This is a genomic window from Sutterella massiliensis (genome assembly GCF_016899755.1).
Classification (GTDB): Bacteria; Pseudomonadota; Gammaproteobacteria; order Burkholderiales; family Burkholderiaceae_F; genus Sutterella; species Sutterella massiliensis.
Window position 1 is genome coordinate 1 of the sequence record NZ_JACJJC010000020.1, and the last position, 14,004, is coordinate 14,004.

Genomic DNA, 14,004 nt, shown 5'->3' on the forward strand with positions numbered 1-14,004 from the left:
TCCGGCTGTGGGATCCGGAAATCACGCGGTACATGGGTTATCGAGAAGTCAAAAAGATTATCGAGGCCCGAACCGCTGAGTACCGTGATGCCATTAGCTCCGGGGGAACTTACTGGCCCTCAAGAGGCTTCAACTGGATGCAGCCGACTTTGGAAAAAGCCGCGCGGACTCTGGTGAAGTGCGGAAAGAAATCCGAAAACACATCGAGTAATTTCGAGTAACTTTTTCGGAACAGCATCTCCTTGTTCCAGCCGTAGCCGCCCGTCGCGAGCAGCACGGCCTTGGCGGCAATTTCGTACGTCGTACCGTCCTTGGCCTTGGCTTCAACGCCCGTCACGGCACCGTCCGTTGTGATGAGCTTCGTCGCGCGCGTCGTGAGCTTCACATCCGTTTTCGTTGTCGCGAGCACTTCACGAAGCGTCTGCGCATACTGCGGACAGCCGCCCACAAACGGAATCACGCGCGGCGTCTTGTGTTCGGCTCGGAAGGCAAAGCCCGCCTTCGTATCGAGCTGCACGCCCTGCTTCACGGCCCAGTCGATGCTCTTGCCGACATTGAGTGCGTAGAAGGTGAGGCCCGAGAGGTCGTTGCGCTGATGACCGTTGTGAAGCAAATCGTAGGCCATCTTTGAGGGCGTATCGCTCTTTTCGCCCATATTGCACTGCGCTTCGGAGCCCTGCGCCACAACGATGCCGCCGCAGATCGCCGAAGCGCCGCCCAAAAATTCCTGCTTTTCGAGCAGCACAACATTGAGGCCCTGCTGCGAAGCGTTGATGGCGCCGATCATGCCTGCGGCGCCGCCGCCGATCACGACGAGGTCGGTCGCGAGTTTCTCGTGCTTCACCACCTGCGGCGCCTTGTAAGGCTTCATGAGCTTCGTCGCGTCGCCGCCCGCCTGCTTCACGCAGTCAGCTACGGCGCTCATGATCGCGACGCTCGAAACGGTCGCCCCGGACACCATGTCGACGCCGAGCGACTGCGCGGCGACGATGCGGTCGGGAAGGTTCTTCACAGCCGTCTGGCCGATACCGATCGTTTCCTTGTTTTCACCTACAACCACCGACTCGATGCGGTCCTGCGAGAATGTGACCGTGACGGGAACGGGGCCGTTCTGGCCCGGGAAGGACGACGTGTAGGTACCGGGCGTGTAGCCGAAGACGGTGCCGGCCGCACAGACGAGGACGAGCGGCAGCAGCATACGGGCGGAAGCGGACTTGCGCGACATGAAAATTCTCCTTTGAGGTGTGGTCGTTATCGACCATCTTGACCGCGCACCTGCGTACGCAGGTTGATCGAAGCCAAATCGCTGCAGCCCTCCTCTCCCCGCGTTTTCGAGAATTCCAAGCGCGATTCCTGCTGCGGATAATCGATTTTTGAATCTTCGAAAACCGTGTGACTCAAGGATCGCCCGCGCATGAAGCCCTTTGAAAACCTTGTTGCCTGGGAAGCGCTCGTCGTCGCTTCGAAAACCGGAAGCATTACCCGCACGGCGCTCATCCTCGACATGGAAATCACGCGCGTCTCGCGGCTGCTCGCCGAGCTCGAAGATGCCGTCGGGTTCCCCTTTTTCGACAAGCGCCGCCGACCGATGCGCCCAACGCCCGAGTGCATCGAGCTCGTCAACAAGCTCGAGCCTCTCATTGACGGCTTCCGAATGCTGCGCGCTGAGAATGCCGCGCCCGAAGAAACCTTCCGCATTCGCTTCGCAGCCCCTGCGGAGCTCTCGCAGGACTACCTGATCGGCTTTTTGTGCACTTACTCGAACGATCACCCGAACACGGTTTTTTCACTCGTGCCTGAAGTTCGCCCGAACCAAATGCACGGCACCGACGTGGACGCAGCGGTTTTGAACCACATGCCCGATGACGACACGGGACTCGTCATCCGCCACTTTCATTCCTCGTCAACCGTACCGCTCGCGACACCCGAGTACTTAGAGAAGCACGGTACGCCCAGAACGATTGCCGATCTTGCGCATCACACCGGGCTCGCCTACCAGTCGGTCAACAACCCGCCCATTACATCGCTCTATCGCAACGGCGTGGCGTCGGCGCCGCTTCGCTGGCAGAAAACGCACAGCTGCTCGAATCAGTTGTCGCTCAAAACTTTTCTCTTGAACCACATGGGGATCGCGACCGACCTCTTCCTCGGTCACGTCGTCAACGAAATTCAGACCGGACGCATCGTGCCGGTGCTGCGCGGCTGGGAACGAAAGCCCTGGCACATGTGCATCGCTACGCGCATGGAGGACGAACTCAAAACGCCGCGGTTGCGTGCCTTTGCCGAATGGTTTGCGGTCTACGCCGGGAACGCCCTGCGCGTGGCGTCGCGCGCAGGCTGGCGCGCACTCAACCGAAACGCCAAAGGAAAGGCCGAGCCCGGCCGAGAAGAGAAGTCCTGAGGCGGCAGGAACGAGCGCCGCTTTCCAATTTCTCTCGAAAGAATATAGCGCTCGAAACTGCCTCAACCGCACAACCTCGGCCATGAACTGAAACGGCAGTAGTGTTCTCTTACGACTTATTTCTTGAAAATATAAGAACATCGTAACGCTCGTGCGCGCCGGACATCCGCTCCTCGAGCTCGCACGGGAGCGCGCGCTGCGAATGGAGGACGCCGCGGGTTATCAGCGCGTCGCCGTCAAAGCTGCCGTGACGAATTTCGCGACCGAAAGCGCTTCGCCTGAAGACGTGCAGCAGGCAATGAAGTCCCGACCGTTTCCATTCCTTATTTCCTCTCTGCGCTTTGGATCATTGAGCGGACGAATGCGCTCCTCGCGGTCTCAAAGCGCACCGCCGAACGTGCCATGCAGCTCTCCGACCGCTTTGCAAGCCTGCCGATCCCGGCGCAGCTCGAGCAAGACTATCCGGTGCGCATCATCTGGCACGAGCGCGTTGCAGACGACCCGGAAGTGCGCTGGCTCCTCGGCCTCTTCCGTGCCGTGCTTTCTCCTGCTGGGCTTGAGCGGCAGAAGATCGCGGGTACCAATTCATGAAAACGACAAGGCAGTTTGGGGGCATCTGCGCTCGCCGTCGGACTGTCATGCCTCTTCCCAAAATCCGCTGACAAGCTTTCACGCCTTCAGTCGAAGGCTGTCATTTCAACCACCTGCGCTTCGCTGATCATGTCTTCAGGCGTCTTTCGCAGATCTGCGAGCGAGAGACCGCCGATGCGGATTTGCCGTCCCTGCAGCTTCGGAACGAGCGACAGAAACGCCTTCACTTTGGCCGACAACTGCGCCGCGCTGTACTTGCGTTTTTCGCGTTTCACTTCGAAAAAGAAAATTTCGTCATCACGCAGCGCAACAATGTCTATTTCGTTGAGACCTTTGCGATCCCACCAGGGGCCTATTTCTGTGAAAAGATGACTCGCGCGAAGCGTGTCCTTAAAGCACTGTTCGAGCGCCCTGCCGGAAAAATCTGAGTAGGCGGAAAGGAATCCCTTCCGCATTCCGTCAAAATTGTTCTGCGCAAGCAACGATGATTGGCCTGCCACAAAGGAAAGCCAAAATGCAAGGTACCGATCTGTTAACTGGTACCGCGTTCGTCTGTAATTCGGCGAAAGCACCGGCTTGTTTTCCCGAATGAGTTCATAGTGATTCTCCAGTCGTGAAAGCGCGCCGCTGATATTGGTGTCCGGAATCAGCGCCTGAAGTTCCTCACGTTTGGTCTTGCCGGCCGCAATCGCATGGAGCAGCGTTCGATTCACCGTTGCATCATGGCGGAATTCGTTGGCGAGAAGCACTTCGCCATCCATCACAAATTTTGAGCCGGCCTGAAAGACCGTCTCGGCCATGGTTTCGAGCGTGAACGCCCCGCGATCCATCAATTCTTCGATAAACCAGACCACGCCGCCTGTTAAGGTATAGAGCGCCAGCAGATCCTCGTCAGTGTGCGTCGGAGAATAATCAGCCAGAATCGCATCAATCGTGCCAATTTCGAAAGGCCGAACAAAAATGAATTTGTCCACACGGCCGTAGAGCGGTTCACTGTACCCCTGAAATATGTTCCGCATGGCCGAGGCGACTGACCCACTCATCACCAAAAGCATTTGAGCCCCTTGCTTATTCAGGTCCCAGATGCGCTGGAGTTCGGACCAAAAAGAAGGTTCGATCACATTCAGATCCTGGCACTCGTCAATGGCCACATGAATCGGACGCGTCCTAGCGACGTACAAAAGATATTCCACGACCTGAGAAAGGCGATCGAACTGCGGGAGAAAAGGCATGTCGATCACGGAGGCAATGGCTCTGACCCATTCGGAGATCAACGCTCTTGCTGTGAGCCGCGTCGCGAACAAATAGATGAACGGTACCTCGCCAGACTTGCTCAGGCTTCTAAGGAGCAATTCAGTTTTGCCGACCCGTCGTCGTCCGGTCACGACGACGAGTCGTGCTGACTTCAGCGATTGACTAAGAGAAGCCTCTTCAACCAAAAAAGACTGCTCTGCTTCCCGATCGTAGAATTTCTTAAGCGACATTTTATGTTCTTTCAAAGAACGTTCTTTTAGAGAACATTCTATCAAAGAACATTAATTAGCCGGAGGGGAGCATCAATCCCTGGGGACTATTCGCTAGGATCGCTTCGTCAGACGGACTGTCAAACCGCCAGGAGAGCGAGAAGCTGCATTCCGCTAAGCCACCCGATCAATGAATTGACGGGGTTTCGAACACTGCGGGCTTTTCAGCCCGGCTCCGATTTTGCCCTCGCCGAAAGAATGCTCACGCCGAACGACGTATAGGAAAGCGCCTGGCGGCGCAAGTCCCGATACCACTCGATGAAGCCCGCGATCGTTTCCCGCTCGCGCGTGAGATTGCCGTAGCCCTTTGCCCGCACCCGCTCGGTCCCTGCATCAAGCCGCGCCTGCAGGTGAGCGATATAACCCGGCATCAACGCTTCAAGAAGCTGATTCTTGTCGTGAAAGTGATAAAGAAGCGTGCCTTTGGCGACGCGCACGGGCTGGCGCGCGCTCAACCGCAACGCCAAAGGAAGGGCTGAGCCCGGCCGAGAAGAGAAGTCCTGAGGCGGCAGCTGTGCAGGCATGAAAAGAGGACGCTTTCGAGCGTCCTCTTCTGCTTGCGTGTCGAGCGGCAGGCCGGGCGTGCCGGCCTGCTGCGCGGTCAGGCTGTGGTTTCGTCAGAGGAGATGCTTGCCGTCGCGGGAAGCGGCAGCTTTCACTTCCTTGGTTTCGACCGGAACGACGTCAAAGCCCGTAACGCGGTGACCGTTCACCTGGGTATAGAGCCAGAGGTCCATCTTCGCGCCGGGGACGGCGCCCTTGGCGAGGTCCTTACCCTTGAAGGTGAAGACGACGTCCATGATGCCGTCCTTGTTCACGTCCTTGTATTCCATGGACTGTGCGGCCGCGAAATTCTTGAACTGGCGCGTCGAATTGAGCTGGTTCGCGCTCATGCCGGCGCGCGTGGCGCTCTGGTTGGCGCTCAGGACGGAATGATCTTTGCTGCCGAGAAGCGCAAACGCGACGGGCGCATCGGAGTCGGCCTTCACGACGTCGGCAAGAATCTCAACCTTGTAAGGCATCAGGCGAGCGTTTTCGGCCTTCATGAGGTCGAGCACTTCCTTATAGACCTTTTCGTTGTAGTCGTGCAGGAACTTCGTGCGGGCTTCGCCCTGAAGCTTCGCAGCTTCAGCGGTGACGCCGGCGCGTTCAGCGATGAACTTGTCTTCTTCGGCCTTGATGAGCGCTGCGCGCTTCATCTGCTCATCGCCGCGCAGGTAGTCGATGGCGTTCGTACCGGCGCTGAAGACGCTGTGCGGCGTGAATTCATCGCGGAAGTCAAACATGGCGGGCGTGCCGGCGAAGTGCTCCTTCGTTGCCTGCGCCCAGTCGAGGAAGGTTGTCCCCTTGGCCGGACCGGCAAGCGGATAGATCGGCACGTACACCGACTGGCACGGACGACCGAGCGTCTTATAGGCTTCGGTGAGCGTCGGATCCTTCGTGAGGTTGTAGACGATCGAGTCGTGCGAGGTCGTGCGGCAAATGCCTTCGGAAAGGCTGTGGAAGAGCTCCTGGTCTTCGCCGATGTAGGACTCGTGCTGGCGCAGGAGTGCCATCGCATCCTTCACGCCGAACTTGCGGTCGGGCGTCACGCTGTACGGGAACTTTTCCGGATCGTTGTATTCCTTGCCGGTGATGAACTTCCACGCGAGGACATTGCGGTTGGCGTTCCAGCGCTCGTGGCGAACGCCTTCCTGCGCAACAATCTTGCGCCAGTTGAAAGTCGAGTCCTTGGCGTCATGACGGCCGTCCTTGATGGCGCGCTCGACCTGCTTGGGCTCGACGAGCCAGTTGGCCTTGTCCTTGAGGTCCACCGCGTCCATCATGAAGACGTTCGGGATGTAGACGACTTCGTTGTCCGCGATCTTGTGTGCGGCCCAGGAATTCCCCTGGTGGATGGCAATCTGCCAGGCTTCGTTCGCATCCGCGATCGTGTAGGTGCGCCCGTCGTGGAAGTAGCCGTATTCCTCAAGCAGCTTGATGGCGATCTGCACGCCTTCGGCCGCAGAATGCGCGCGTTCGGCAACAAGGCGGCGGATGCCGTAGCCGATGCCGCCGTCCTTCACTTCCATGCGGTCGGCATCGAAGATTTCGCCGCACCAGTTGGTTGCAACGACGACGCCCGCATCGTTGAAGAAGCCGTCGGCGAACGAAGCGCCGTCGGGCACGAACGTTTGCGTCCAGTAGAAGCCGAGCGTTTCTTCAACCTGCGGAATCGCAGCCGCGTTCGGCTCGAACTTGATCATTTCGCCGGGCTTGTGCTTGGCGGGCGGCACATAGTGCTGCATGTTGAAGAGACGGCCGCCGTTGTCTTCGTTGTGCGCAACGATAATGTTGCCCGTTTCCGAGACGGCTTTGCCGATAACGAGCGTGCTGCACGCTTCGGCGGATCCGACAGCGATGAGAGCGGAAGCTACGGCGACGAACGCCTTCGTGAAGTTTTGCATGACTGCATCCTCCGGGAAGAACGAGATGCGCCTGAAAGGGAACCAGGCGCTGAAGTGGTTTGGTCCGTAGCCGAGCTTACTCTCGCTGCCAGGCGTAAGCCATAATAGTTAATACGATATCTCTTAAACGGTAATTGAGAGGCGTTTAGCACCAGCAAATACCATGCAATTTCAGTCTCATCTGTCTTAATAAAGAAATTGGCCTAAGAATTAATTCGTATTAATTGGATGCGGCTTCGAAACTGCCCAGGAGCAGGATTGCATCGATGAACCGTCACACATAAAGACCGAGCATTTCATCGGCAGCGGCGGCACAGAACCAGCCATCGAAGCGTCACGCCCGAGCGGGAGAAGCACCGGAGAATGCGGTGTGCGGTGAGATGTCGATTCGAGGCCGAAGACGAACCCGACAACGCAAACAAGGCCTGAAAACGGCACCGTCTTTCTATCCGAGTCGGCAGCCGCAACAACGCTCCCAAGCCTTGTCGGCCCGATTTCCTCATTCTTTACTCGAGCAGCGTTTTTTCCATTCGCGAAAGTATCGCCTCGACCTCCTCGTCCGTCGTCGCGTCAAGCCGGAAGTGACGCAGGAAAAAGAGTCCTTCGAGCGTCAGGGCGGCCTCGACCACGCGCGTGTCGCCGCTCAGCCGCAGTTTGGCAAAGAGTTCTCGGTACCAATCGAGCGCGGGCTTTCGAAGACGTTCGTCCTCGGCCGAAATCGAAAGAATGCTCACGCCGAACGACGTATAGGAAAGCGCCTGGCGACGAAAATCTCGATACCACTCGATAAAACCCGCAATGGTTTCCCGCTCACGCGTGAGATTGTTGTATCCCTTTGCCTGCACCCGCTCGATCCCTGCATCGAGCCGCGTCTGCAGGTGAGCGATATAGCCCTGCATCAACGCTTCAAGAAGCTGATTCTTGTCGTGAAAGTGATAAAGGAGCGTACCTTTGGTGACGCCCGCGAGCGCCGCCACACGCGCGATCGTGAGCTTTCCCGTGCCCTCGGTCTTGATGATTTCGCTTGCCGACGCGAGGATGCGCTCGATCGTTTCGCCGCCCATGCGGTTCGTTCGGCGCGCCTGACCGCGCTTGAGCGTCGAGCCCTCCTCCGCTTCAAAAAAAGGCTTTTCTGCTGCTTGCATTTATTTATACCCTTCGGTCGAATATTTTCTTCTTGGATTATACCAATAGTACAAAATTTTTGGATAAGGTTTGCATTCTTTGCACGGTTGATACAAACAAACCGACAAAGGAGATCCTCTCATGCAAGCGAAATCACTCTCTCGTCGCCACTTCCTCGGCGGTGCCGTCGGCTCTGCTCTCGGCCTCGGCGCAGCTTCCGCGTTTGCCGGCATCCACGCCGACCGTGTTACGAACTGGGACGAAACCTTCGACCTCATCATCGTGGGCTCGGGCTTTGCCGGGCTCTCGACCGCCTACCAGGCCTATAAGGAAGGCGTTCGCAAGATCGTCATTCTCGAAAAGATGGAAGCCTACGGCGGCAACTCCGCGCTTTGCGGCGCACTCATGTGCATGCCGCTCACGAAAATGCAGAAGGCCAAGGGCATCGAAGACTCGTCCGAAATCCTGGTGCAGGACATGCTCAAAGCCGGCCGCGGCTTCAACCACATCGAGCTCACGCGCACGCTCGCCGAAAACGCCCACAAGTGCTTCGACATGATGATCGAATGCGGTGTTGAGCTGCAGGACAAAGTGATTCGTCTGGGCGGGCACAGCCGTCCGCGCGCGCATCTGCCGAAGGTGCCTTCTGGCGGCTCGATCACGGTGCCGATGCACAAGTGGCTGCGCGACAAAGGCGTTGAGTTCCGCAACCGCACGAACGTCGTTCAGGTCGTGCGCAATACCGATGGCGTTGAGGGCCTGATCGTCGAAACGGACTACGACTGGCATACGAACTCGCACCGCGGCCTGCGCACGCTGCGCGCCACGGGCGGCATCGTCGTCGCGACGGGCAGCTGGGGGCAGGACCGTGAGTTCGTGACGGCGACGATGCCCGCCTACAAGGACCTCGAATGCACGTCGCAGCCCGGCTCCACCGCCACAATGATCAAGGCACTCCTTGACGCGGGGGCGCTCCCCGTGATGATGGACATGTACCAGCTCGGCCCCTGGGCTTCGCCCGACGAAAAGGGCGCTGGTCCCGGCTCGTTCTTCGCCGACTACGCCTTTGCCGAAGGCATCGCCGTCGACCCGAAGACGGGCGCACGCTTCATGAACGAACTCGCTGACCGCCGTACCCGCGCCGAAGCGCAGCTCGTTGTGCTCGCCAAAGGCACTGCCGAAAAGCCCAACTATCCGTTCTGCTTCTGCTCAGAAGCAACGACCGAGCACGCCGAAGGCTTCAAGGCCGCCTACCGCGAAGGCACGGTGAAGCGCGACGACTCCGTTGAAGCGCTCGCCAAGCGCCACGGGTGCGACCCGAAGGCGCTGCAGGCTTCGATCGACGACTGGAACGAAATCGTCGCAGGCAAGAAGCCCGATCCCTTCAAGAAGCCCCTTGACGTGAAGACGGAACTGAAGGTCCCGTTCTACTCGATGCGCCTTTCGCCCAAGCTCCACTACTGCATGGGGGGCGCCTCCATCACGACGAAGGCCGAAGTTGTTTCGCGCAGACGCTACGCCCGATCGACGGCCTCTATGCCGCGGGCGAAATCACGGGCGGCGTGCACGGCATGGCCCGTTTGGGCGGCTGCTCTTCGGTCGAATGCATGGTCTACGGTCAGATTGCCGGCCACGAAGTCGCCAAGCGCGTCAAGAAGGCCTGAGCGAAGACTTCGAAGGAGAGAACAAAATGAAATCGAACATCATCCGCAACGCACTCTTTGCCGCTGCCGCCTTCGGTCTCGCCGCGCAGGCGTTTGCCGCCTCAACGGTCGCTGGCGTCCCCATGAGCGAAAAGCACATGAAGGCTTTCGGCGGCGAAATCGCCTGCCAGACCTGCCACGGCGAAGCGCTTCCGACCTCGCGCCCGTCCGACAAGGCCTGCATCGGCTGCCACGGCACGATGGACAAGATCCCGACGAAGCCCAACAAGTTCGACAAGTTCCCGCATGCGTCCGCCCACTACGGCAGCACGCTCGAATGCACGACCTGCCACGCCGAACACAAGGCTTCGAAGGCGCTCTGCAACGACTGCCACGTCGTCGAATGGACGAACTTCAAATAACGGCGGCAAATGGCGCTGAGCTCAAAGCGCCCTCGCCCTCCCGCGGACGGCCGACAGTTTGACTGCTTTGATCGGCGGCTCCGGCAGGCGAGCGAACTTGAAGCTTTGAGCTTACGGGCACGCGTCCCCGATCCAAAAGGGGACGCACCCGGATCGGCCGATCCGAGTTTCGATTTCATTCGATTCGGGTCGGCCGAATTGTTTCTGCGACGTGGATAGGCTCGTCGGTACGTAAGAACGGACTTGCCCGAAGCCGAACCGAGTCCGAAGTCGGGATTGAAGACGGAAAGCATGGGCGCCGCCGACGGTCTTGCCGCAGACGCCGGCGCCGTCACGCCTAAAACCTTCGGCAGCCCGCCAGCAGCTTTGCCCGCTTCACGAGCTTCTTGTGCTTCACGCGCTTTCTGAGCTTCACGGACTTCCATTTCTTCAAAAGCCGCCTCACGCCAGGCTTTCGGCGTCGTTACCGTCGCCGCGCGGAAACGCTTCGAGAAATGCGAAACGTTTTTCCTGTCTTTGACAAGGTAAAAGCTGTAAATCCCCGTCTTCCAGTGAATTCGGGAATTTATTTTCGTTCGTCACCTGTTATAACAGCGCCTCCGACTTAAAGTTCCCGCACTTTGAGAGCGCGCTTGATGTCGGCAGCCTTCCCGATGCGAGGCAGTTTGCCAAGTCCCAGCGCTTTGAAAATGGCTTCAAAATCGTCTCCCGTCCTGGCCTTCGTGTAGATCGCCTCGCCACTCGGAAGAACGACTTCCTGCAGCTCCGCAGCGGCAAGTGCATCAATGATGCGTTCGGCCGTCAACGACACTCCCTTGTCGGCCAGTTCTTTTTCGAGCAGTCGATGCATGACGAGGGCGAGGTAGCAGATCAGGAAATGGCCGCGGATGCGTCGCTCACGCCAATGGAAGCAGGGACGCGCCTCCAGAAGCGACTTGGATATCCGGAAGGACTCTTCGATCTGCCAAAGGCTGTGGTGCACCGAAAGAACTTCCTCCACGCTCATGCTCGCGTCCGAATAGCTGATGCCGTAATAGCCGTCGTAAACAGCAGCGTTGCGGATCCGTTCGTTGTCGACTTCAACGCTGAGTTCTTCGGCGTCTACTTTGAGGTAGCTCTTGCCGCCTCGTCGCATGTCCTGCTTGAGCAGCGAAGGATGGTCTTCGTACCGTCGAGCCTTGTCCACCAGCCGATCCCGGTCTTTCCTATCCTTTGCCGCTCTTTTGGCGGAATAGTTGATGAGCAGGTTCGATTCAAGCTTGCCGGTTTTGATTTCCCCCGTATCGCCGTCGACCATGCGAAACGATCGAGTTTCCTTTGTAATCCGATAGTTACTCACATCGCAGAGCGTGCTGCCGTGACGGTATGTCCACCCGTTTTCGTCCGTCACGAGCTTGCGGATCGCGTCGCCGGAATTGCGCAGACGGTAGGCAATGACGTAGTCGAGCCCCATGTCGCGTATCTGCTGCAGATTGGGGCCGCTGTTGAGGCCGCGGTCGGTGGTAACGATGACTCGGCGGAGGTTGTACTCCTCTTTGAGGCGGCGAAGGATCGGAATCATGGTTCTACGCGACAAAGCCCCACAGAGCAAGCAGAACGATCTGTCCGGAGAGGATTCGCAGGAACATGGCGAGCGGATAGACTGTTGAGTAAGCAATCGCTGAAGAGTCCTTTTCGGAGATCGTGTTGGCGTAGGCGAGCGTCGGGGGATCGGTCGTCGCGCCAGCGAGAAGTCCCACGATAAGGTGATAGTTCATCTTGAACTTGGTTCGGGCAACGATGCCCGTAATCAGAAGCGGCACGACCGTGATCACGAGCCCCGCTGCCACGTAAAGCGCACCGTTGCCGTCAATGAAGGCGTTAACAAACCGGTCGCCCGCGCTCAGTCCGACACTCGCCAAAAAAAGCGCAATGCCGAGTTCGCGCAGCATCAAATTGGCCGAGTGCGTCGTATAGGTAATGAGCTTGAAATGCGGCCCCCAGTAACCGAGAAGGATGGCCACGATCAACGGGCCGCCCGCGAGTCCGAGTCGAAGCGGCACGGGCATGCCGGGCACCGCAATCGGCAGAAATCCCAGCAGAATGCCGAACAGGATGCCCAGAAAGATCGAGATGATGTTGGGATTGTCGAGCTTGTTGACCTGATTGCCGAGCCGATCTGCCAGGCGCTCGATCGAGCGCTTCGGGCCGACGCAATAGACCATGTCGCCCATCTGCAGGTGCAGGTTTTGGTACGGAAAGAGCGTCATGCCGGAGCGGAATACGCGCGTGATGTTCACGCCGTCGTAGCGGCTCAGATGCAGTTCGCCGAGCTGCATGCCGTTCACCTGATCCTTGGTAACAAGAATGCTGCGCGCAATCAGGGGCGAGTGCGCCGTCGCGAGATCGACCGTTTTGTCTTCCTCGCCGAAAAATGCCACGATGGCGGGCTTGGCATCGGCGCCCGCAACAATTCTCAGCTTGTCGCCCAAAAAGACCTGCGTATCGGGCGCAGGACTCGTGATGACGCCATCGTGCAACACGCGCGAACAGATGAAGGCGCGGCCGATGAGTTCGCGAATGTGGCGTATCGTCTGACCGCTGATGCCGGCATTGGTTATCGCAACGTGAAAGAAAATGGGAGCGTCCCGGTTGGCATTAGCCTCTTCTTCCCAGTGCTGATCCTCTTCCTTGAGATTGATGCGAAACAGCCGGCGCAGAAAAACCGCCGTCATGATGATGCCCACCACGCCGAGCGGATAAGCGCAGGCATAGGCCACCGCGATGTTTTCGCCTTCGTAGCCGAGCATGTCGAGCGCCTCCTGCGTGGCGCCCAAGCCCGGGGTGTTCGTGACGGCGCCGTAATGAACGCCGAGCATCTGCGGCAGCGAAACGCTTCCTTGGAAAAGGAAGTAGAGTGCGAGCGTCACCGCGATGCTCAGCACGACCGCAAGCAACGTGAGCAGATTGAGCTGAAGGCCGCCGCTCTTAAAGGAGGAGAAAAAAGACGGCCCCACCTGCAGTCCGATGAAAAAGACAAAGAGAATGAGCCCGAAGTCGCGCATGAAGTTGAGCACCGTGCCATTGACGGTAATGCCCGCGTAGCTGAGGGCGAGCGCAACAAAGAGCACGAAGGTGACGCCGAGCGATATGCCGAACAACTTGATTCGCCCGAGCGCCATGCCGAGCGCGATGGCCGCCGAGTACACAAGCAGAATGTGACCGACGGAATCGGTGTCCGTGAGCAGCTGAGTCAGCCAATCCATATCAACCTCAATATTTTCCACGAAGCGGCTTCACGCCACAGCGCGCGGCCCGATGCCGCCCGTCGGGCAGATTCCGGCACGTTTGGCGATCCCGCCTCAACACTCGGTGACCCCAGTGGAACCCTGCGCCGGCGTCCATTTTATGACCGACACAGCACGTTTCGATACGGTATTTTGCGACGGCATCTGAAAAGGACGACGAGCCCCCGTACAGACCGCCATCTGCTCAAAAAGAAGCGGTTCGGAGATCCGCGCCGGTACGCGATTGTCTCCGAACCGATTGCCGATGTCTTACCTATGCTCGATCAGCTGAAGATATAAACGCCGATGAGCAAAATGAGCATCACGGGCGCAGTGCGCTTGGCAATTTCAAAGGGCGAGACGCCCGCAATACCTGCGGCGATGATCATGCCGCCCGTGAGCGGCGAGCTCAATAACACCGCCCCGCGCCGGTAACAGAACGTGCACGGACTCGTCCCATGTGACGCCGGTCAAGATACCAGGGTATCCGCATTGAGAGACTTCCTTTCGAGCCGATCGTTATGCCCACTCGCTCTGGAGTCGGTCCGCTCAAAGGAGATCATCATGCAAGTTTCTCGCCGTTCGT

Annotated in this window: 11 protein-coding genes and 1 pseudogene; 4 read left to right on the top strand and 8 right to left on the bottom strand. The window is 58.5% G+C overall.

Annotation, left to right across the window (positions count from 1 at the left end; all coding sequences use genetic code 11):
- Positions 1 to 109: 109 nt before the first annotated feature.
- Positions 110 to 1,225, bottom strand: coding sequence for an FAD-dependent oxidoreductase (locus tag H6A60_RS09865; RefSeq protein ID WP_205104105.1), 1,116 nt, complete (start codon positions 1,223 to 1,225; stop codon positions 110 to 112).
- A 189-nt stretch (positions 1,226 to 1,414) separates the two neighbouring features.
- On the opposite strand from H6A60_RS09865, the gene H6A60_RS09870 reads away from it, so the two are divergent.
- Both H6A60_RS09870 and H6A60_RS09875 read left to right on the top strand, forming a co-directional pair.
- The gene (locus H6A60_RS09870) at positions 1,415 to 2,401 is read left to right on the top strand and encodes a LysR family transcriptional regulator (RefSeq protein ID WP_205104107.1); all 987 of its coding nucleotides are present in this window, start codon (positions 1,415 to 1,417) and stop codon (positions 2,399 to 2,401) included.
- Positions 2,402 to 2,803: 402 nt separating this feature from the next.
- Positions 2,804 to 2,992, top strand: a complete 189-nt coding sequence (locus tag H6A60_RS09875) for a type 2 periplasmic-binding domain-containing protein (RefSeq protein ID WP_205104109.1) — start codon at positions 2,804 to 2,806, stop codon at positions 2,990 to 2,992.
- A gap of 86 nt (positions 2,993 to 3,078) precedes the next feature.
- Here H6A60_RS09875 and H6A60_RS09880 read toward each other — a convergent pair whose 3' ends face one another.
- From H6A60_RS09880 to H6A60_RS09895, 4 genes are all read right to left on the bottom strand, one after another.
- Positions 3,079 to 4,476 (bottom strand): ATP-binding protein, encoded by a 1,398-nt coding sequence (locus H6A60_RS09880; protein ID WP_205104111.1) that lies wholly within the window; start codon positions 4,474 to 4,476, stop codon positions 3,079 to 3,081.
- Between the two features lie 203 nt (positions 4,477 to 4,679).
- On the bottom strand, positions 4,680 to 4,970 hold the full coding sequence (locus tag H6A60_RS09885) for a hypothetical protein (protein ID WP_205104113.1): 291 nt from the start codon (positions 4,968 to 4,970) through the stop codon (positions 4,680 to 4,682).
- 162 nt (positions 4,971 to 5,132) lie between these two features.
- Positions 5,133 to 6,962, bottom strand: a complete 1,830-nt coding sequence (locus H6A60_RS09890; protein ID WP_205104115.1) for a C69 family dipeptidase — start codon at positions 6,960 to 6,962, stop codon at positions 5,133 to 5,135.
- Positions 6,963 to 7,468: 506 nt separating this feature from the next.
- Positions 7,469 to 8,107: a TetR/AcrR family transcriptional regulator gene (locus tag H6A60_RS09895; RefSeq protein ID WP_205104117.1), complete on the bottom strand. Its 639-nt coding sequence runs from the start codon at positions 8,105 to 8,107 to the stop codon at positions 7,469 to 7,471.
- Positions 8,108 to 8,228: 121 nt separating this feature from the next.
- Between H6A60_RS09895 and H6A60_RS09900 the strand changes: the two are divergent.
- Both H6A60_RS09900 and H6A60_RS09905 read left to right on the top strand, forming a co-directional pair.
- Positions 8,229 to 9,536: pseudogene (locus H6A60_RS09900) on the top strand (flavocytochrome c); the annotation flags it as partial.
- A gap of 352 nt (positions 9,537 to 9,888) precedes the next feature.
- Complete coding sequence (locus H6A60_RS09905; RefSeq protein WP_239477705.1) at positions 9,889 to 10,152, top strand: cytochrome c3 family protein; 264 nt, start codon at positions 9,889 to 9,891, stop codon at positions 10,150 to 10,152.
- A 604-nt stretch (positions 10,153 to 10,756) separates the two neighbouring features.
- On the opposite strand, the gene H6A60_RS09910 is transcribed toward H6A60_RS09905, so the two are convergent.
- The 3 genes from H6A60_RS09910 to H6A60_RS13895 all read right to left on the bottom strand — a co-directional run bounded on the left by H6A60_RS09910 (position 10,757) and on the right by H6A60_RS13895 (position 13,831).
- Entirely contained in the window at positions 10,757 to 11,713 is a 957-nt protein-coding gene (locus H6A60_RS09910; protein WP_205104121.1) for an IS1634 family transposase, read from the bottom strand.
- Between the two features lie 4 nt (positions 11,714 to 11,717).
- A complete protein-coding gene (locus tag H6A60_RS09915) occupies positions 11,718 to 13,397 on the bottom strand; it encodes a putative transporter (RefSeq protein WP_205104123.1) in 1,680 nt (559 codons plus the stop codon).
- A 305-nt stretch (positions 13,398 to 13,702) separates the two neighbouring features.
- Positions 13,703 to 13,831: a hypothetical protein gene (locus H6A60_RS13895; RefSeq protein ID WP_275114229.1), complete on the bottom strand. Its 129-nt coding sequence runs from the start codon at positions 13,829 to 13,831 to the stop codon at positions 13,703 to 13,705.
- Positions 13,832 to 14,004: the final 173 nt, after the last annotated feature.